The sequence below is a fragment of the Pseudonocardia sp. C8 genome (genome assembly GCF_014267175.1).
In the GTDB taxonomy this organism is placed as follows: Bacteria; Actinomycetota; Actinomycetes; order Mycobacteriales; family Pseudonocardiaceae; genus Pseudonocardia.
In genome coordinates, this window is the sequence record NZ_JACMTR010000002.1 from 5,174,413 (window position 1) to 5,192,628 (window position 18,216).

Below are 18,216 nucleotides of genomic sequence, written 5' to 3' on the forward strand. Positions count from 1 at the left end.
TTCCGCCACCAGGCGGACGGCCGGCTCCCGCTTGCCGCGGACCGGCCGGGACACCGACCACCGGGAGGGCCCGTGCAGCGGGGGGACGATCAGGACCGCACCCGCCGGGGGACGCCCGGTCCGTGGCAGACCGGGAACCACCGGCGGGGATCCGTCCGCGCCGACGAGAACCCGAGGAACCGCCCCGGACAGCCGGGCCCGCCCGGGCCCGCCCCGCACGGTGCCCCGCCGGCACCGGGCTCGCGGCCGGGCCACCCACCGCCCCCGGGCGCGCCGCACGGCCCGCCGCCGCACGGTGCTCCGCGCGGCGGCCCGGCCGCCGGTGCGCAGCACGGCGGCCCGCCGGACGGCACCCGCCGGATGGGTCCGGGCGAGGACGCGACCCGGCACGTCGGTCCGCCGCCGACCGCCGCCTACGGCCCGCCGCGGCAGCACCGCCCGGACGCGACCCGGATGATGCCCGCCCCGGTCACCGAGCCTGAGCTGCTCGGCGGCCGCTACCGCCTGGAGGGCCTGATCGGCCAGGGCGGGATGGCCGACGTCCACCGCGCCACCGACACCCGGCTCAACCGGCCGGTCGCGGTCAAGATCTTCGGCGCGGCCGACGACCCGACCGCCGACCAGCGGTTCGAGCAGGAGGCGCAGGTCATGGCGAACCTGCGCCACCCGGGTCTGGTCGCCGTGCACGACTTCGCCGTCGAACCGCAGCGGGCCTACCTGGTGATGGAGCTGGTCGACGGCCCGTCGCTCAAGGCCGTGATCGCGGCCGAGGACCTGCCGCCCGAGGAGATCCGCCGGATCGGCGCCGAGGTCGCCCGGACCCTCGACTACGTGCACGGCCAGGGCGTCACCCACCGGGACGTGAAGCCGTCGAACATCCTGATCGACGCCGAGGGCCGGGCCCGGCTCGCCGACTTCGGCATCGCCGCGCTGCTCGGCGCCGACGGCCACACGGCGGCCGGCGAGATCCTCGGGACGCCCGCGTACCTGTCCCCCGAGCAGGTGCAGGGCCGGGACGTCGGCCCGCCGACCGACGTGTACGCGCTCGGCCTGGTGCTGCTGGAGGCCTGGACCGGCCGGCAGGAGTACCAGGGCGAGGGGCTGCAGGGCGCCGCCGAGCGCGTGCACCGCGCGCCGGTCGTGCCCTCCGACGTCCCGGAGCCGCTGCGGTCGGCGATCACCGAGGCCACCGCCACCGACCCGCGGCGGCGCCTGGACGCCGGCCGGGTCGCCGAGATGCTCGCCGCCGCCCCGGCACCCGTCGCCCCCGAACCCGAGCCGGAACGCGAGGATCTCGGCTCCTCGGGCGCCGGGAAGTGGATCGCGATCGGCGCGTTCCTGGTGGCGTTGCTGGTGCTGCTGATCGGGTACCTGCTGTTCGGCGGGGACGACTCGCAGACCCAGGCCCCGCCCCCGACCACCGAGTCGAGCGCGCCCGCGACGACCGAGGCGCCGCCGTCCGAGGAGGGGGGCGGTGGTGGCGGGTTCCCGATCCCCTCGCTGCCGTCGAACATCCCGACCGAGCTGCCGTCGCTGCCGTCGAACATCCCGACCCAGCTGCCCTCGCTCCCGTCGAACCTCCCGGACCCGGGCGAGATCGGGCAGGACGCGCAGGGCTGGTGGAGCACGCTGCAGGACTGGTGGTCGACCGTCTCCGGCGGCGGGAGCGGCGGGAACTGACCCCCGCGGTGGTGTCCGCTACCCGGGGCGGCGTGCGTCCCGGGTCATCGGGGACCATCGTGGGGAGAGCGCGGGCCGGCCCGATGTGACCGGCGCGCCCGGTTCGACCTGCGGAGGAGCCACCGGTGAGCGCGAGCACGGAGCCGGCAGCGGCACAGGGACCGCGGCCGGACGACGCCCCGGTCGCGGTGCGACGCGACCGCCGGGCGCTCGCCACGGCGGCGACCGTGCTGCTGGTGGCGGTCTGCGGCGGGGTCGCCGTCGCGGCCGCCCTCGGCGACGACGGCTTCTGGCGGCAGGGCGGCCTGCCCGTCCCCGCCGACGGGGTCCGGATCGCCGGGCTCCTGGCCCGGGTCGCCGCGGTGGCCGGGACGGCGCTGGCCGCGGGCTCGCTGCTGGTGGCCGGGTTCGTCGCCGCGCCGCAGCCGTCCGGGACGGTGGACGTGCACGGCTACCGGGCGGTGCGCCGCGGTGCGCTCGCCGCGCTGCTCGGCGGGGTCGCCGCGATCGCGACCGGCTGGCTGTCGGTCGCCGAGACCACCGGCACCGGGCTCGGTGACCTGGCCGGGGCCGGCCCGTTCGGCTGGCTCGGCGCGGCGGCCACGCTCGAGGAGCCGATGGGCTGGACGGTCGCCGGGGTCCTGCTGCTCGCGGTCTCCGCCGGTGCGGCGGTCGCGCTCGGCTGGCGCACCGCGGCCGCGCTGGGCCTGGTCGCGGCGGCGACCGCCGTCGTCCCCGCGGCGGTGCACCCGGCCGCCACCGGCATGGCGCACGACTGGAGCGGCGACGGCGTGATGCTGCGGTCCGCCGCCGGGGTCGTGTTCCTCGGCGTGGCCTGCGCGCTGGCCGCGTACCGGCTCCACGGCGGGACCCTCGCCGGGGCGCCCGGCCGCCGGGGCCGCGCGCTGCTGGCCGGGTCCGGATCGCTGTACCTGGTCGGGGAGGCCGTGTTCCAGGCCGTCGCGTTCTGGGGCGGGCCGCTCACCGGCTCGGCCTACGTCCGCGCGGTGGCCGGGTCCGCGGTGCTGCTGGTGCTGCTCGTCGCCGGAACCGGGCTGCTCGCGCGGGTCCTGTCCGCCGCCCCGGACGGCCGTGGCGCGACCCGGCTGCTCGCCGCGCTGGCGGTGGGTTGCGGGCTGGTCGCGGCGCTGGGCGTCGCCGGGACCCGGCTGGTCCCGCCCCGGTTCGTCGCCCGCTCCGACTCCGCGCTGGAGACGCTGATCGGCTGGGACGTCACGCGGCCGTTCTCCGCGCTGACCCTGCTCACCGAGTGGCGCTGGAACATCCTGTTCGGCACCGGCGCGCTGCTGCTGGCCGGGCTCTACGCGGCCGGGGTACGGCGGCTCGCCGCCCGCGACGTCCGCTGGCCGACCGGGCGGACCTGGGCCTGGATGCTGGGCTGCGCGGCCCTGCTGCTCTCGACGTCGTCCGGGCTGGGCTTCTACTCCCCGGCCATGTTCAGCGTCCACATGATCAGCCACATGACGCTGAACATGCTCACCCCGATCCTGCTCGCGCTGGGCGGCCCGGTGACGCTGGCGTTGCGGGTGCTGCGCCCGGCCGGCCGCGGCAACCCGCCGGGGCCCCGGGAGTGGCTGCTCGCCGCCGTGCACTCGCCGGTGGCCCGGGTGCTCACCCACCCGGCGTGCGCCGCGGTCCTGTTCGTGGGCTCGTTCTACGTCCTGTACTTCACGCCGCTGTTCGACGTCGCGTTGCGGTTCCACTGGACGCACCAGCTGATGAACGTGCACTTCGTGCTCGTCGGCTACCTGTTCTTCTGGCCGCTGATCGGCGTCGACGCGAGCCCGCACCGGCTGCCGCACCTGGGCCGGCTCGCGTTGCTGCTGGCGACGATGCCGTTCCACGCGTTCTTCGGGATCGCGGTGATGAGCTCGTCGGCCGTGCTGGGGCGCGACTTCTACGGCCAGGTCGGCCTGCCGTGGCTGGACCTGCTCGACGACCAGAAGGTCGGCGGCGGGATCGCCTGGGCCACCGGCGAGATCCCGATGCTGCTGGTGATGGTGGCGCTCGTGGTCCAGTGGTCCCGGGACGACTCCCGCGAGGCCGCCCGCAAGGACCGGCAGGCCGAGCGGGACGACGACGCCGAGCTGCGGGCGTACAACGCGATGCTGGACCGGCTGCGCCGCGGCGGCGGCTGACCCGCGGATCAGCCCGTGGCGGCCACGGCCCCGGCGAGCCAGGCCGACCAGGCCTCCCGCTCCCGGTCCCGCACCTCGGGACCGTGCTCGCCGTAGAGGTGCCAGCCGACGACCGCCCAGGCCCCGCCGTAGCGGATCGTGGCGACCTCGGCGATGCCGGGGCAGGGCTGCACGGTCCGGACGACCACGGAGTCGTCGTCACGGTGCTCGACGACCCCGGACAACGCGGGCGCGGGTGGCGCGGTGGTGATCTCGTCGCCGGGCCGGGCGGACCGCAGGCCGGCCGCGGCGAGCACGTCGCCGGCGTCGTCGGGCAGCTGGTGCGTCACCCACAGGGTCGTCACCGGGAGCCCGGCGAAGTGGGCCTGGTAGAGGTACAGGTTGCGCAGCGCACCGGTCCAGCCCCGGCGGGTCCCGTCGATGACGTCGTGCCACGCGTCGCCGCCGGCGAGGAACCCCGACGAGAGCCGGACCACGCAGGTGTCCCCGGAGACGGCCTCCACCAGGATCTCGGTGTTCCAGGTGGGGACCGGGGTGTCCGGGCCCTGCCAGCCGGCCTCGTCGTAGGCGATCCGGTGCGGCGGCTCCCAGGCCGTGACCACGCCCTCGGAGTCGCCGAAGTCGCCGTGGTGGGTGACGATGCGGCCGCCCTCGCGGGGCTCGACCTCGGCGGGCACGAACCAGGCCTCCACGCCCGGACCGGTCGCGATGAGCTCCCAGATCCGGTCGGGCGTCCCGGGGACCTCGACCTCGACGACCGCGCGGTAGCGGCCGTCCTCGTCGTCGGTGAAGGCGCGGATCTCAGGCATCGGGCTGCTCCTCACGGTCGTGCACGAGTAGTGGGTAGGCCCCGACGACGAGGCGGTGCCGGCGGCCGCCGGGGGTCCGCTCGTCGTGGTGGCGGGCGACGACACCGGTGACGGCGTCGGCGAGGTCGCGGGCGAACGCGGCCCGCGCGTCGGGCGTGGCGAAGGTGATCTCGACGTCGAGGGTGAACGTCTCTGCGCGGGCCCCGGTGGCGCGCGACCGGCGCAGCAGCGCGCCGACCTCGCGCAGCGCCCGCCCGGCGACGGCCGCCAGGTACGCCGCGGACAGCCGGTCCGGGCGGCGGTCCGGCCCGCCCGAGCCGGCCGGCCCGAGCGCCTCCGGCGAGACCAGGTAGGCCCGCGCGGTCGCGACGAGCAGCCGCTCGGTGAGGCCGCCCCAGCGGCGCTCACCGGCGCCCTCGACGAGCCCGTGCTCCTCGAGGCGGCGGACGTGGTAGTTCACCCGCTGCCGCGGAAGGTCCAGTGCCCGGGCGAGCTCGCTGGCCGAGCGCGGCTCGGCCAGCTCGGCGAGCAGCCGGGAGCGGGTCGGGTCGAGGGCCGCGATCGCCGCCCCGGAAGTGGCGATGACGTCGACGGCATCGGTGGGCACGCGCCCAGGACAGCATTGACAGGATTTTTTGTCAATGCGGGTTCGGCACGCTGCGAGCGGGGGAACCGGAGGATCAGGCGCGGGCCTCGACGTAGCGCGTCTCGTCGTCGGACACCGGGGCGCGGACGGCGCCGAGGGCCCCGTCCGCCCAGCTCGCCGCCTTGCGCAGCCGCAGGCTGTTCGTCACGACGAGGAACGACGACACCGCCATCGCCGCGCCGGCGAGCAGCGGGTTCAGCAGGCCGGCCATCGCGACCGGGATCGCCGCGGTGTTGTAGCCGAACGCCCACCACAGGTTGCCGCGGATCGTGCTCATCGTGGACCGGGCGAGCTCCACGGTCGCCGGGAGCACCCGCAGATCGTCGCGCACCAGGACGACGTCGGCCGCCTCCAGCGCGACGTCGGTGCCCGACCCGACCGCGATGCCCAGGTCCGCGGCGGCGAGCGCGGCGGCGTCGTTCACGCCGTCGCCGACCATCGCGACCGTCCGGCCCCGGGCCTGCAGCGCCCGGACGTGCTCGACCTTCTCGTCGGGCAGCGCCCCGGCGACGACGTCGGTGATTCCGCAGGCCCGGCCGACGGCGTGCGCGGCGGCCGGCCGGTCACCGGTGAGCAGCACCGGGCGCAGGCCCATCGCGACCAGCTCGGCGACCGCGACCGGCGCGGACTCCTTGACCGGGTCGGACAGCGCGATCGCCCCGGCGAGGACGTCACCGGCGTGCACGGCGACGACGGTGTGCCCGAGCTCCTCCCAGGCCGCGATCCGCCCGGCGAGCGCGCCCGCGTCCTCCGGAGGGCGGCCGACGGTCACCACGGTCCCGTCGACCCGGCCGCGGGCGCCGAGACCGGGCAGGGCCACGAAGTCCTCGACCGGCGGGACCGCCGCACCGGCCTCGCGAGCGTGGTCACGGATCGCGGCGGCGATGGCGTGCTCCGAGCCGGCCTCGACGGCGGCGGCCCGGCCCAGCAGGACGGCCGGGTCGGCCCCGCCGGTCACCGCGACGTCCGCGACGCTCATCCGGCCGGCGGTCAGGGTCCCGGTCTTGTCGAGGACGACGGTGTCGGCGGCCCGGGTGGTCTCCAGCGCCCGGTAGCCCTTGACGAAGATGCCCAGCTCGGCGCCGCGGCCGGTGGCCACCATCAGCGCGGTCGGCGTCGCCAGCCCCAGCGCGCACGGGCAGGCGATGATCACCACGGCGATCGCCGGCCCGATCGCCCCGGTCCACCCGGCCCCGGCGAGCAGCAGCCAGCCGAGCAGCGTGGCCGTGGCGAGCCCCAGCACGACCGGCACGAACACCGACGACACCCGGTCGACGAGCCGCTGGGTCGCGGACTTCTCGGTCTGGGCCCGCTCGACGGCGGCGATCATCCGGGCCAGCCGGGTGTCCGCACCGACCTGCTCGGCGACGACGACCAGGCTCCCGCCGGACGGGATGGTCCCCCCGATGACCCGGTCCCCCGGCCCGGCCTCGACCGGGACCGGCTCGCCGGTCATCGCGCTGGTGTCGACCCCTGCGCGCCCGGTCTCGACGACCCCGTCGGCGGCGATCCGCTCGCCGGGCCGGACCAGGAAGCGGTCACCGGCCCGCAGGCGTCCCACCGGGACCCGCTTCTCGGCCCCGTCGACGACCACGGTGACCTCGTCGGACTCCAGCGCGGCCAGCGAACGCATCACCCGGCCCGCGGTGCGCCGGGCGCGGGCCTCGAAGTAGCGCCCGGCCAGCACGAACGTCGTGACGCCTGCGGCCACCTCCAGGTAGAGCGGCCCGGAGGGGTGGAGCACCGCGTCCCAGCCGGTGAGCGTCGTGCGGGTGTCGAGGAACGCCATCTCCCCGAGCGACCACGCGGACGCCGCGATCACCCCGAGCGACACGAGGGTGTCCATCGAGGTGGTGCCGTGACGCAGGTTCACGAACGCGGTCCGGTGGAACGGCCACGCCGCCCACCCCACGACCGGCAGGGCGAGCGCGACGACCACCCACTGCCAGAACGGGAAGCGCAGCGTCGGGACCAGCGACATCGCCAGCGACAGGTCGGCGAGCGGGATGAACAGCAGTAGCGCGACGGCCATCCGCAGCCGCAGCCTGCGCAGCGCGGTGTCGTCCTCGGTGGCCTCGTCGCCGGTGTCGGCCGGACCTGCCACCTCGGTGGCGCCGTAGCCGGCCTTCCGGACGGTCTCGACGAGCGTGGCGACCGACGTGCCGCCCGGGTACTCGACGAGCGCGCGCTCGGTCGCCAGGTTGACGGTCGCCCGGACCCCGTCGAGCTTGCCGAGCTTGCGCTCGACCCGGTTGACGCAGGCGGCGCAGGTCATACCGTCGATACGCAGCTCGACCGTGCGGACGGCCCCGCTGTGGTCGACGCGGTGTTCGACGTGCCCGGCGATGCTCACGCCTCCATGGTTCTACACGACGTCACACGACGCCGCCCCTACCCCGGGGCGCGGCCGGACGCAAGAGGCCAGTACAACAGAGACGTGACGACCACCCCCGAGGAGGACCGATGATGGCCGGTAAGAGGAAGGCACCGCCGACCAAGAACCCGCTCACCACCAAGCAGGGCCCCTCCCAGGCGACGGTGATCGGCATCATCGTCGTGGTCGCCTTCGCCGCGCTCGTCGGCTTCGGGGTGTACTGGAACAGCCAGCCGGGCGAGTTCGTGGTGCCGAGGAACGCGACCGCGCAGGGCGTCCCGACCGGGAACGAGGCCGCCCCCAACAAGATCGACATCTACCTCGACTTCCAGTGCCCCGCGTGCAAGCAGTTCGAGGAGATCTCCGGGACGGCGCTCGACGAGCTGCGCGACACCGGCCAGGCCCAGATCATCTACCACCCGATCGCGATCCTCGACCGGGTGTCGCCGGACCAGTACTCGTCCCGCTCGGCCGCCGCGTCCGGCTGCGCCGCCGACGCCGGCGTGTTCCGCCAGTTCGAGAAGCTGCTCTACGCGAACCAGCCCACGGAGGGCGACCCGGGCCTGACCACCGAGCAGCTCACGCAGTTCGCCCAGCAGGCGGGCGCGGGCCCGGACATCGGCCAGTGCATCTCCGACGAGCGCTACGAGCCGTGGGCGCAGGGCATCACCCAGCAGGCCTTCCAGGCCCAGGTGCAGAGCACCCCGACCGTCCTGGTCAACGGCCAGAAGGTCGACAACCCGACCCCGGACGGCCTGCGGCAGGCACTCGCGCGCTGAGCTCGCGCCCTCGGGCGATGATCACCGGTTGTGGAGTGCAGCGCTCGCCACGCGAACGCTGCACTCCACAACCGTCGATCTCGACTCCTCCGTCGCGGGCCGGGGCACGTTCCGCGGAACGGGGACCGGGTCGCGGCGCAGGCGGGGTGCCGGCGTGTCACCGGCGGAACGGACAGTCCGCGCAGAGCCCGCCGCCCTCGAGCGGCCGCCCCTCCTCCCGCAGCGCGCGGCGCTCGCGGGCCACCCGCCGCCACTCGCGGCGCTGAGCCTCGGTGTCCATCGAGATCCCGATGAGCACGGCGAACCAGACGAGAAGGAGCATCCCGCCGCCGACGACGAGGGAGGCGGTCATCTCTCCCCGCCTCCCCGGCCTGCGGCACCGGCTGTGGTGCCGTCATGGTCGTGCATGGCGCACCCCCTTCAGCGGCGGTGACCGCTGCTCAGGTGTCGGGAACAGAGTATGGGTGGCGACGTCACCAGATGCAATCTCGCATCGATGCAAACCCACTCGAACGCAATTGCATCGCCCCGGTGCGTGAGTACTCTGATCGTCGAGGTGGCGCCGAGGAGGAGACATGACCGTCACACACGGTCCCGTGGTGATCCGGCGCCGGCTCGGTCACGTCCTCAAACAGCTCCGGACCGCCAAGAGCCTCCAGCTGGGGGAGGTGGCCAGGGACCTGGAGATCTCCCCCTCGAAGCTGAGCCGGATCGAGACCGGTCAGGTCGAACCGAAGTTCCGCGACGTGCGCGATCTCCTCGACCGGTACGAGGCTGCCGACGACGTCCGGTCCCAGGTCCTCGACTGGGCGAGCGAGGCCAAGTCACCGGGCTGGTGGCAGCCGCTGAGCGCGACCGTCGCCGGCGCGGACCTCAACCTGCTGATCTCGCTGGAGGCCGAGGCATGCAGGAAGCGGACCTTCTGCATGCCCGTCACCGGACTGCTGCAGACCGAGGCGTACGCACGCTCGCTGTTCGCCGTCGGGGACGTCGGACTGTCCGCCGTCGAGATCGAGAACCTCGTCGAGATCCGCCGGCGGCGGCAGGAGGTCATCTCGCCCGGGCGGTCGGACGCGCCGCCCCTCGAGCTGCACGTCGTCCTGGACGAGGCAGCGCTCCATCGCATCAACGACCCCGGCGTCATGCGCGACCAGATCCGCCTCCTGCTCGAACGGTCCGAGCAGCCCAACATCACGCTGCAGATCCTGCCGTTCTCGGCCGGCTGGACCAGCGCGATCAGCACGTTCTCGATCTTCACGCCGCGCCACCCGGAGACCGACTGGCCGGTCGTCAACCTGGAGAGCACGGAAAGCGACAGCTACTACGACAGCGAGTCCGCCGTCGCCGGCTACGAGGCCGTCTGGAGGAACGTGCTCGCCCACGCGCTGGACGTCGACGCGACCGGGCGAGTGCTCCGCCGACAGTACCGCGCCTGAGCTCAGGCGTTCAACGCGGCAAGATCGAACTCGCCGTTGCGGACTCCGGCCAGGAATGCGGTCCACTCGGACTCCGAGAACGCCACCTCGGCGCCGCTGACCGTGGAGCGGACGACGACACCGCCCCCGGATGGCGCGACGGCGACACAGTCACCACCGAAGCAGAACGAACTGGTGACGAAGCGGGGTTCGGACACGGATGGCCTCGTTCTCTGGATCCGGAGGGAGCGGCACGCGATCGGGGAGCGCGCGTGGCGGCACGATAGTGCACCTGCCCCCGGCCCGGCGAGGAAGCCACCCGGTCGAGGACTCCGCACTCCCGGTCACACCGGCGGCCTCGTTCCCTCACGCCTCGGCGGCGGCCTCGGCCGGCGTCGCCACCGCCCGGTTCTCCGCGCGGCGGATCAGCACGATGCCACCGAGGATCAGCCCGCCGCCGAGCGCCTGCATGAGCGTGGGCCACTGGGACACCAGCAGCCAGGCGGCGATCACCCCGAACAGGACCTCGGACAGCCCGACGAACGACGCGACCCGGGTGTCCAGCAGCCGGATCCCAATGACACCCGTGACGTAGGGCAGCGCGGTCGCGAGCACGACGAGCATGCCCAGCAGCAGGGGCCAGTCGAGATCGGCACCGGCGAGCGTGCCGCTGCCGGCGCCGGCCGTGGCGGGCGTGAGACCCGACAGCGTCGTCGCCCCCAGCACGGCCGCGCCGACGACCATCCCGCCGGAGATCATGAGCAGCGGCGGGAGCCTGCCCTCGCCGCCGCCACCGGGCATGGCGAAGTACACGCACACGCACACCGCCGAGGCCAGGCCCCACAGCACCCCGACCAGGTCGACCCGCTGCGGGCCGAACGGGTCGACGACGCACACCAGCCCGGCCAGCGCGACGACGCAGCCGGCCAGCGTGATCGCCGACGGTGTCCGCCGCGTGGTCAGCCAGGTCCACAGCACCAGCAGCACCGGTGCGAGGAACTCCAGCAGCAGGGCCACCCCGACCGACAGGTGCTGCAGCGCGCTGAAGAAGCAGAACTGCACGCCGGCAACAGCGAACAGCCCGAAGAGAACGATCGTGCGGAGCCCGCCCCGGTCGAGCCCGTGCCGGTACCCCAGCACGATCGCCACCGGCAGGAGCAGCAGTGCCGCCCCGGCGATGCGCAACAGCGTGGTGAGGCCCGAGGACCACCCCGCCTCCAGGAACGCGGCGCCCAGCGGCCCGGAGAAACCGAACCCGGCCGAGGAGACCGTCAGCCACGCGAGCCCGCGCAGGGTGTGGCCCCGTGTCACGACCGAAGTACTCATAGACTCCTGACACTAGGAACCGACGATGTCAGGGGTCAACATGGAATTCGCCCATGACACGCAGATCACGCTGTCCGCGGCCGCCTCGCTGGTGAACACCGCGCTCTCCGGGCCCGACGCGCTGGCCGACGCCGAGGGGTTCGAGGCGTGGATGGACGCCCAGCCCTACACCGGCCGGCGCGCGCACACCGACGACGAGCGTGCCGCCGTCCGGGCGCTGCGCGAGCGGCTCGTCGCCCTGTGGCCGCCCGCCGACCGGCCCGACCGGGTGCCCGACCGGGACCGGACCGTCGAGCTGGTGAACGCGCTCCTCGCCGAGACCGACGCCCGCCCGCACCTGGCCCGGCACGACGGCTGGGACTGGCACCTGCACGTCACGCCGCGGGACGCCCCGCTGGCCGACCGGATGGGTGCGGAGATCGCGATGGCGGTGGCCGACCTGGTCCGCGGCGACGACCTGTCCCGGCTTCGCCGGTGCGCGGGCGAGGACTGCGACGCCGTGCTCGTCGACCTGTCCCGGAACCGCTCGAAGCGGTTCTGCGACACCGGCAACTGCGCGAACCGGGCGCACGTCGCCGCCTACCGGGCCCGGCGCGCCCGGGAGGCGGGGTGACCGGCAGGCTCAGCGCCGGGCGTCGAGGTGCTCGGCGAGCAGCGCGTTCACCTCGTCCGGGCGCTCGTAGTTGAGCAGGTGCGCCGACGCGGGGACCTCGGCGTAGCGGGCGCCGGGGATGCCGTCGGCGATCTCGCGCACCACCGGCGGCGGGGTCGCCGGGTCGTCGGCGCCGGCCACCACCAGCGCCGGTACCGACACCGACGCCAGGTCGGCGCGGATGTCGAACGCGCCGATCGCCGAGCAGCAGGCCGCGTACGCCTCCGGCTTCGTGGCGCGCAGCATGTCCAGCAGCCGCTTCTCCCCCGCCGGGTCGCGGCGCGCCCAGTCCTCGACGTACCAGGTGCCGGGCCGGGAGGCGACCATCGCCTCGGTGCCCTGCTCCCGCACGGTGGCCGCGCGCTGCGGCCACGAGTCCGGGTTCGGGAACCGCGCCGCCGTCGCCAGCACCGCGATGCTGCGCACCCGGTCGCCGCCGTGCGCCCCCAGCCACTGCCCGATCGCCCCGCCGATCGAGACGCCGACGTAGTGGAAGCCGGTGACCCCGGCGGCGTCCGCGGCGGCCAGCGCGCCCCGGGCCAGGTCCTCGATCGTCAGGTCGCCGGTCACGTCCGGTGAACCACCGTGGCCCGGCAGGTCGAACCGCACGCAGCGGAACCGGTCCGCGAGCGCGGCCACCTGCGGGTCGAACAGGTGCAGGTCGGTCCCCAGCGAGGGACCGAAGAGCACGGCGGGGGCATCGGCGGGGCCGTCGACGACGTGATGCAGGTCCAGAACCATGCCCCCATCCTGGCCTACGCTGGCGCCATGCCGGCGCAGCCGCCACGGGCCAGGGTCGAGGACGTGCACGAGCTGGCGGCCGGGATGCCGCACGTCACCGTGGAGTACGGGCCCGCCGGCAACCCCGTCTACCAGGTCGGGCGGAAGTCGTTCGTGTTCTTCCGCACCCCGCGCCCGGACGCCCGGGACCCGGAGACCGGCGAGCGCTACCCGGACGTGATCGTGTTCTGGGTGGGGTCGGAGGACGAGAAGCTCGCGCTCGTGCAGGACGCGGGCACGCCGTTCTTCACCACGCCGCACTTCGACGGGCATCCCTCGGTGCTCCTGCGCGCGAGCCGGATCGGCGAGCTGGACCGCGAGGAGCTGGCCGAGATCGTGCAGGACGCGTGGCTGTCGCGGGCCTCGGCCCGCCGCCGCACGGCCTGGCTCGCCGAGCACGGCATCGACGGGTAGGCCGGCGGGTCAGCCGACCTCCTCCCAGCCGAGCCGTTCGACCCAGCTCTCGCCCCGCCCGGTCCGGCGCGGCGGCGGGACGGCGACGGCGTCCTGGTCGGGCTCCGCTTCGGTGGTCTCGGTGTTCGTGGTCACGGGGGTACCTCCGGGGGGCGATGGTGTCCCCGCCGTGCCCGGGTCTGGGGTCCCGGGCACGGCGGGCCTCGGCGGTACCGCAGCTGCGGCGGACGACGGCGCCGCGCGGGCCGCGTCCGGCGTCGGGGAGCATCGCCGGACGGTGCGGGCGCCGTCGTCCGCGGACCGTGGGTCGGGGGAAGCGGGCCGCGGTACCGACGCTGAGCGACGGTACGAGTCCCGCGGCGGAGGAGCCACCCCCTGAGACGCCGTTCCGGTGGACGGGATCGGACGCACGGTGAGCGGGGCGATGTTGGGCAATTCGGAGTAGTCGGGACCGCCGAACACGCGACCCGGCTTCTCAGTTCTCACCCGAGCACCACGCGGTCGGCGAAGAACCACAGGGCCGAGGTCAGCCAGACTCCGGCGAGGACCGCGAGCAGCACCCCACCGGCCAGGGCGAGCACCCAGCCGGGCACTCCCGGGCGGCGCAGCAGCAGCATCTTCGTCACGAACGCGCCGTAGAACACGCAGCCCAGCGCCGAGTGCAGCAGCGCCGACGGCGTCGCCCCGGACCAGCCGAACGCGTACAGGCACTGCACGGCGACCGGGACGGTCACCAGGACGGCGGCGCGCCCGGACCAGCGGTGCACGGCGGCCGTCGCCGGGGACGCGGTGCCGCGGTGCAGCCGGTGACCGGTGACGCCCTGGACGACCGCGAGCAGCAGGGCCAGCGAGCCGAGCCCGGCCTTCACGGCGCCGCCGGAGAACCCGGCGAGGCCCACGACGACGCCGGTGCCCTCGTGCTGGCGGGCCCAGACGCCCAGCGCCACGGCGACCAGCGAGCCGGCCACGACCGGGACCAGCACGGCCCGGATCGACGGTCCGCCACCACGACGGCGGCCGGCCGGAGCGTCCGGCCCGGCCGGGCGGCGGCCGGCCCGGTGCGCCGGCTCGTGCACCCCGGCCCAGGAGCGCGCGTCGGCCCGGACCGGGGCGGTGCCCCACGGGTCGGTCCGCAGGTCGGGCGCCGCCCACCCGCCCGTGGCCGCGAGCAGGTCCTCCGGCCCGCCACGCCTGCGGGGCACCGAGTCCGGCCAGCGCTCGGCGACCTCGGGAGCCGGGGCGTCCCAGTCGTCCGCGGCGGAGCGTTCCGCCCACCCGCCGCTGCCGTCGGGGCGGCGCGGGTGCGGGACGGCCGATGCCGGCACCGGCGGGAAGCCGACCGGGTCGGTGGTGTCCCGGTCGGCGTGCCGCGCGCGGGAGCTCATCGGTGACCGTCCGCGACGGCGGCCGGGGTCGGCACCGGTCCGGTGGTCCTCATGTCACCCGACCTCGATCCGGACGGAGTCGAACGCCGGGGTCTGGTTGGCCCGCTGCATCATCGGGGTGCGGTGCGAGCCGTCCCCCGCCCAGGACGAGCACTGCAGCTCGCCCGCCTGCTCGATCCCGGGACCTCGATCGTGACCTCGTCCGGGGTGCTGCCCCCGCCGCCGTCCTCGGTGGCCTCGAAGAACGCCGGGTCGGGCGCGGAGTCCGGGGCCTCGTCCGGGTTCGGCAGCGTCCGGCACGCGGTGTGGAAGTGGCCGCGCTGCAGTCCCTCCCCGTTGAGCAGGGACGCCTCGACGTAGTAGCCGCCCTGCGCGGCGGCCAGGAACCGGTCGCGGACCAGGTTCCGGGTGCTGACCTTCAAGGTGAACGGCTGGCCCGGCGCGACCCGGTCCGGGGCGTCGGTGATCAGCAGGGACGGGCTCTGGTCGGCGGCCGCGACCTCGCCGAACGCCGTCGACACGCAGCGCGGGGCCTTCTGGAAGCCGTCGTGCGGGGCGAGCCGGCTGCCCGAGCAGTCGGAGGCGAGCACGTCGAGCCCACCGGGGGCGGCGGCCTGGTCCGGGCCGTCGCCGCGGCCGGGCTCGTCGTCCTGGCCGTTGCCGTCGTCCTGGGCCTCGCCGCCGTCCTGGGCCGTGGTGTCGTCCGGGGCACCGCCGTCCTGGGCCGGGGCGGCGCCCGGGTCGACGGCCTCCTGACCGCCGGAGGCGTCCGGGGCGGTCGCCTCCGCCGAGGCAGGTGCGCTCCCGGAACCCTCGGCGGTGCCGGTGTCCGGTCCGGCCGACGCCGAGTGGTCGTGCCCGCCCGCGCTGCCGGTGATCCCGGCACCCGGTTCGGCGGGGCTCTCGGTGCTCACGTTGCCGGTGTCCTCCTGGTCCGCGGTCGCCGCTCCCGCGGCGTAGGCGGCCGGGCCGGCGACGATCAGGCAGGTGGCGAAGGCGGCGGCCGCGACCATCCGGCGGCGGCGGGCTGGGGTGGGGTTCATCGGTGACGGCTCCTCCGTGTGGTCCGCGCTCGGCGCGGGCCGGTGGGTCGGGTGTGGGGGGTGTGCGCGGTGTCGTGGCGGGCCGGACGAGTGTCCGGACCGGGGTCGGGGACCGCGGTCCCGAACGGGTCCGGGGCCGCGGGGCCGTCGCGTTCGCGGTGGCCGGTCCCGTCCGGCGCCGGGTGGACCGGCGGGACGTGCGCGAGCTCGTCCCAGGGGTCGGGCGGGCCGACCGGCAGCGCGGTCCGGGACGGGACGCGCGCGGCGTCGTCGCGGGCCCGGCGCGGCCGCGGGATCAGCCCGCCGGCCGGCAGCAGCGGCCCACCGCGGTCCGGGCGGCCACGCCGGTAGAGGGTCATCAGCAGGCCGCCCGCGGCGAGCAGCGCCACCCCGACGACGAGGGCCGGGACGACCAGGTCGGTCATGGGGCGCGGGGCCGGGTCGGGCGGGGCCGGCAGCGCGGCGTAGTCGACCAGCCCGGTGGACTCCAGGTAGCCGATGTGCCGGGTGACGTAGGCGTCGGCCTCGGTCGCGAACCGGCGCACCAGCTCGTTCCGGGTGCCCACCCGCACGTCGGTGATCACCGGGAGGACGGAGCCGTGCGCGCCGCGCAGCAGCTGCACGAACTGCCGGTCGTAGTCGGTGCCGGTCCGCGCGGTGAGGTCGTTCATCCAGCCGATCTGCTGGTCGCTGGGCCGGCTGGGCAGCGGCACGCCCAGCTGCGCGGCGGTGGCGCGGACGCTCTCGTCGAGGGCGTGGTGCTCGACACCGAGCTTGCGGGCGACCTCGCGCACGGCCGGCGAGCTGGCCTGCTGCTCGCCCTGCTGCCCGGTGGGGGCCTCCCAGAGACCGGCGAGGCGGACCTTCTCCAGCAGGTCGCGGTCGGCGGGGCCGAGCGGCCCCCATCGGGTCTGGGTCCACCCCTGGGCGGCCGCGACGGGCACGGAGACCCAGGACTGGGCCAGCGCGGCGACCGCGACCGCGGCGAGCGCGGCGAGGATCGACCAGCGCAGCGGGCCGGGTATCCGGCGGGGCATGCGGTAACTCCTTGCGGGGTACGGGGGTCAGACCTGGGCGAACCGTTCGGTGTGCACCCGGTCCTCGGGGACACCGAGCGCGCCGAGGGTGTCGAGGACGTCGGCGACCAGCTGCGGGCGACCGCAGACGAAGTAGTCGTGCCGGCACTCCGCGGTGCCGATCCCGCCCAGGTCGGTCAGGACGGCCGACAGCAGGGCCGTGTCGATCGGCCCGGTGGCGCCGTCCCAGTCCTCGGTGGGGCGGCGCAGCACCTCGGTGACCTGCAGGTCCAGCCGGGTGCGCAGGTGCGCGAGCTCGGCGCGGAACAGCAGGTCGGCGGGGTCGCGGGCGTGCACCACGAGCCGGTACGGCCGCGGGTCGCCCCGGTCGGCCGCGGTGCGGAGCATGCTCATCATCGGGGTGATCCCGACCCCGCCCGCGATCAGGACGAGCCCGGTGGACGGCACCGCGTCCGGGGTGAACGCGCCGTACGGGCCGTCCACCCAGACCGGGTCGCCGCGGCGCAGCTCGCGCAGCCGGGCGGCGAAGTCGCCGGTGTGCCGGACGGTGAACTCGACCCGCCCGCCGTCGGCCGCGGACGAGGCGATGGTGAACGGGTGCTCCTCCACCGACATGCGTTCCAGCCGCAGCCACGCGAACTGGCCGGGCCGGAACCACGGGCCGGCGTGCCGGCCGCGGCGCACCAGCACCAGCGTCGAGACCGTCGGGCTCTCCGGCCGCACCACGCGCACCCGGAACTCCCCGGCCGCGGCGCGGGCGCCCCAGCGCAGGACGAGCACCGCCACCAGCACCATCCCGAGACCGGCCAGCACGGGCCCCATGACGGCGTCGGTGACCAGGTTGTCCAGCCAGAACACGTGCAGCGCGGACGCCCCGACGACGAGCGCGGCCAGGCTCAGGTGCACCCAGCGCCAGACCTCGTGGGAGCCGGAGCGCACCCCGCGCACCGCCAGCACGAGCAGCAGCCCGATCGCGGCGGTGGCGATCGTGGCCGCCTGCCCGCGGGCGGGTGCGGCCATCGGGACCAGCAGCCCCACCCGTTCGGGCCGGTCGGCGACCACGCAGGCCAGGTGCAGGGCCACCAGGGCGCCGGCCAGCATCCCGAGCCTGCGGTGCAGACCGAGCAGGGTCTCCAGGCCGAGCGCGCCGGACAGGCCGCGCACCCGGGACGGGAGCACCGCGACGATCACCATCGCGGACAGCGCCAGCAACCCGGTCAGCACCGACATCTGGTGCAGCGGCGGCTGCGGGCCGGAGCGGAGCATCCAGATCACCGACGGGCCCACCAGGACGGCGACCAGCACGGACCCCCAGAGCAGGCGGGCACGGCGGTGCGCCAGCCAGGCGTCGGGGGGACGGTCGTCCCGGCGGACGGGTGCGGTGACCGGATGCGGCGCCGGGCGGCTCACCGCACGCCGGGCGGGCGCCCGGCGGTGGTCGCGGCCCGGAGCGGGCCGGGGTGCCCGGTCCGGGACCGGAGCGGGCGGAACGGGACGGTGCGGGTGCGCACCGGGCGGGGGTGCGCGGTGCGCACCCCGCTCGCCCGGACGCCGGGGGCGCGTCCGGGCAGCACGAGGCCTCGACGGGTCATCGGGTCACTTCCGGTTCGGGGAGCCGGCCGGGCGGGGAGTTCCCGGCCGCCGCGCCGCGGCTCGAGGGGAGCGGGCCGTGACGCGGTACCGACGACGATAGGAACCCGGGCGGAACCGGAGTTGC

Annotated in this window: 19 protein-coding genes; 6 read left to right on the plus strand and 13 right to left on the minus strand. The window is 75.7% G+C overall.

Annotated features, from left to right (window positions below; genetic code table 11):
- Positions 1-360 precede the first annotated feature (360 nt).
- Both H7X46_RS24655 and H7X46_RS24660 read left to right on the plus strand, forming a co-directional pair.
- Positions 361-1,680 (plus strand): serine/threonine-protein kinase, encoded by a 1,320-nt coding sequence (locus tag H7X46_RS24655; RefSeq protein ID WP_186361625.1) that lies wholly within the window; start codon positions 361-363, stop codon positions 1,678-1,680.
- A gap of 125 nt (positions 1,681-1,805) precedes the next feature.
- Positions 1,806-3,839 carry a cytochrome c oxidase assembly protein gene (locus H7X46_RS24660; RefSeq protein ID WP_186361626.1) on the plus strand — a complete coding sequence of 678 codons (2,034 nt, stop codon included), beginning with the start codon at positions 1,806-1,808 and terminating at the stop codon, positions 3,837-3,839.
- Positions 3,840-3,847: 8 nt separating this feature from the next.
- On the opposite strand, the gene H7X46_RS24665 is transcribed toward H7X46_RS24660, so the two are convergent.
- From H7X46_RS24665 to H7X46_RS24675, 3 genes are all read right to left on the minus strand, one after another.
- Positions 3,848-4,648, minus strand: a complete 801-nt coding sequence (locus H7X46_RS24665; RefSeq protein ID WP_186361627.1) for an SRPBCC domain-containing protein — start codon at positions 4,646-4,648, stop codon at positions 3,848-3,850.
- Entirely contained in the window at positions 4,641-5,255 is a 615-nt protein-coding gene (locus H7X46_RS24670; RefSeq protein WP_186361628.1) for a helix-turn-helix domain-containing protein, read from the minus strand. The genes H7X46_RS24665 and H7X46_RS24670 overlap by 8 nt, the downstream gene beginning before the upstream one ends.
- A 73-nt stretch (positions 5,256-5,328) precedes the next feature.
- Positions 5,329-7,647: a heavy metal translocating P-type ATPase gene (locus tag H7X46_RS24675; protein ID WP_370588943.1), complete on the minus strand. Its 2,319-nt coding sequence runs from the start codon at positions 7,645-7,647 to the stop codon at positions 5,329-5,331.
- A 113-nt stretch (positions 7,648-7,760) separates the two neighbouring features.
- On the opposite strand from H7X46_RS24675, the gene H7X46_RS24680 reads away from it, so the two are divergent.
- Positions 7,761-8,447: a thioredoxin domain-containing protein gene (locus H7X46_RS24680; RefSeq protein ID WP_186361629.1), complete on the plus strand. Its 687-nt coding sequence runs from the start codon at positions 7,761-7,763 to the stop codon at positions 8,445-8,447.
- Positions 8,448-8,604: 157 nt separating this feature from the next.
- On the opposite strand, the gene H7X46_RS24685 is transcribed toward H7X46_RS24680, so the two are convergent.
- A complete protein-coding gene (locus tag H7X46_RS24685) occupies positions 8,605-8,799 on the minus strand; it encodes a hypothetical protein (protein WP_186361630.1) in 195 nt (64 codons plus the stop codon).
- Between the two features lie 223 nt (positions 8,800-9,022).
- Between H7X46_RS24685 and H7X46_RS24690 the strand changes: the two genes are divergently transcribed.
- On the plus strand, positions 9,023-9,883 hold the full coding sequence (locus H7X46_RS24690) for a helix-turn-helix transcriptional regulator (protein WP_186361631.1): 861 nt from the start codon (positions 9,023-9,025) through the stop codon (positions 9,881-9,883).
- A 2-nt stretch (positions 9,884-9,885) separates the two neighbouring features.
- On the opposite strand, the gene H7X46_RS24695 is transcribed toward H7X46_RS24690, so the two are convergent.
- A complete protein-coding gene (locus H7X46_RS24695) occupies positions 9,886-10,080 on the minus strand; it encodes a DUF397 domain-containing protein (RefSeq protein ID WP_370588944.1) in 195 nt (64 codons plus the stop codon).
- Positions 10,081-10,228: 148 nt separating this feature from the next.
- A complete protein-coding gene (locus tag H7X46_RS24700; RefSeq protein WP_186361632.1) occupies positions 10,229-11,188 on the minus strand; it encodes a DMT family transporter in 960 nt (319 codons plus the stop codon).
- Between the two features lie 40 nt (positions 11,189-11,228).
- Here H7X46_RS24700 and H7X46_RS24705 point away from each other — a divergent pair, with 40 nt between their 5' ends.
- Complete coding sequence (locus H7X46_RS24705) at positions 11,229-11,801, plus strand: CGNR zinc finger domain-containing protein (RefSeq protein ID WP_186361633.1); 573 nt, start codon at positions 11,229-11,231, stop codon at positions 11,799-11,801.
- Positions 11,802-11,810: 9 nt separating this feature from the next.
- Here the strand turns inward: H7X46_RS24705 and pcaD are convergent, their stop codons facing one another.
- Complete coding sequence (gene pcaD / locus H7X46_RS24710; protein WP_186361634.1) at positions 11,811-12,581, minus strand: 3-oxoadipate enol-lactonase; 771 nt, start codon at positions 12,579-12,581, stop codon at positions 11,811-11,813.
- Between the two features lie 27 nt (positions 12,582-12,608).
- Here pcaD and H7X46_RS24715 point away from each other — a divergent pair, with 27 nt between their 5' ends.
- Positions 12,609-13,034, plus strand: a complete 426-nt coding sequence (locus tag H7X46_RS24715; RefSeq protein ID WP_186361635.1) for an MmcQ/YjbR family DNA-binding protein — start codon at positions 12,609-12,611, stop codon at positions 13,032-13,034.
- A gap of 9 nt (positions 13,035-13,043) precedes the next feature.
- Here H7X46_RS24715 and H7X46_RS30130 read toward each other — a convergent pair whose 3' ends face one another.
- From H7X46_RS30130 to H7X46_RS24740, 6 genes are all read right to left on the minus strand, one after another.
- Positions 13,044-13,169: a hypothetical protein gene (locus H7X46_RS30130; RefSeq protein WP_255426213.1), complete on the minus strand. Its 126-nt coding sequence runs from the start codon at positions 13,167-13,169 to the stop codon at positions 13,044-13,046.
- A gap of 347 nt (positions 13,170-13,516) precedes the next feature.
- Positions 13,517-14,419: a DUF6529 family protein gene (locus H7X46_RS29190; protein WP_222131420.1), complete on the minus strand. Its 903-nt coding sequence runs from the start codon at positions 14,417-14,419 to the stop codon at positions 13,517-13,519.
- Between the two features lie 110 nt (positions 14,420-14,529).
- Positions 14,530-15,462: a hypothetical protein gene (locus H7X46_RS24725; RefSeq protein ID WP_186361636.1), complete on the minus strand. Its 933-nt coding sequence runs from the start codon at positions 15,460-15,462 to the stop codon at positions 14,530-14,532.
- Positions 15,459-16,499, minus strand: coding sequence for a DUF4142 domain-containing protein (locus H7X46_RS24730; protein ID WP_186361637.1), 1,041 nt, complete (start codon positions 16,497-16,499; stop codon positions 15,459-15,461). The genes H7X46_RS24725 and H7X46_RS24730 overlap by 4 nt, the downstream gene beginning before the upstream one ends.
- Before the next feature lie 27 nt (positions 16,500-16,526).
- Positions 16,527-17,909, minus strand: a complete 1,383-nt coding sequence (locus H7X46_RS24735) for a ferredoxin reductase family protein (RefSeq protein ID WP_186361638.1) — start codon at positions 17,907-17,909, stop codon at positions 16,527-16,529.
- Positions 17,906-18,091: a hypothetical protein gene (locus H7X46_RS24740; protein ID WP_186361639.1), complete on the minus strand. Its 186-nt coding sequence runs from the start codon at positions 18,089-18,091 to the stop codon at positions 17,906-17,908. The genes H7X46_RS24735 and H7X46_RS24740 overlap by 4 nt, the downstream gene beginning before the upstream one ends.
- Between the last annotated feature and the right edge of the window lie 125 nt (positions 18,092-18,216).

Coding starts and splice junctions, on each gene's coding strand:
- H7X46_RS24655 (WP_186361625.1), top strand. CDS start 361: ATGGGTCCGGGCGAGGACGCGACCCGGCACGTCGGTCCGCCGCCGACC.
- H7X46_RS24665 (WP_186361627.1), bottom strand. CDS start 4,648: ATGCCTGAGATCCGCGCCTTCACCGACGACGAGGACGGCCGCTACCGC.
- H7X46_RS24680 (WP_186361629.1), top strand. CDS start 7,761: ATGGCCGGTAAGAGGAAGGCACCGCCGACCAAGAACCCGCTCACCACC.
- H7X46_RS24685 (WP_186361630.1), bottom strand. CDS start 8,799: ATGACCGCCTCCCTCGTCGTCGGCGGCGGGATGCTCCTTCTCGTCTGG.
- H7X46_RS24690 (WP_186361631.1), top strand. CDS start 9,023: ATGACCGTCACACACGGTCCCGTGGTGATCCGGCGCCGGCTCGGTCAC.
- H7X46_RS24700 (WP_186361632.1), bottom strand. CDS start 11,188: ATGAGTACTTCGGTCGTGACACGGGGCCACACCCTGCGCGGGCTCGCG.
- H7X46_RS24705 (WP_186361633.1), top strand. CDS start 11,229: ATGGAATTCGCCCATGACACGCAGATCACGCTGTCCGCGGCCGCCTCG.
- pcaD (WP_186361634.1), bottom strand. CDS start 12,581: ATGGTTCTGGACCTGCATCACGTCGTCGACGGCCCCGCCGATGCCCCC.
- H7X46_RS24715 (WP_186361635.1), top strand. CDS start 12,609: ATGCCGGCGCAGCCGCCACGGGCCAGGGTCGAGGACGTGCACGAGCTG.
- H7X46_RS29190 (WP_222131420.1), bottom strand. CDS start 14,419: ATGAGCTCCCGCGCGCGGCACGCCGACCGGGACACCACCGACCCGGTC.
- H7X46_RS24725 (WP_186361636.1), bottom strand. CDS start 15,462: ATGAACCCCACCCCAGCCCGCCGCCGCCGGATGGTCGCGGCCGCCGCC.
- H7X46_RS24730 (WP_186361637.1), bottom strand. CDS start 16,499: ATGCCCCGCCGGATACCCGGCCCGCTGCGCTGGTCGATCCTCGCCGCG.
- H7X46_RS24740 (WP_186361639.1), bottom strand. CDS start 18,091: ATGACCCGTCGAGGCCTCGTGCTGCCCGGACGCGCCCCCGGCGTCCGG.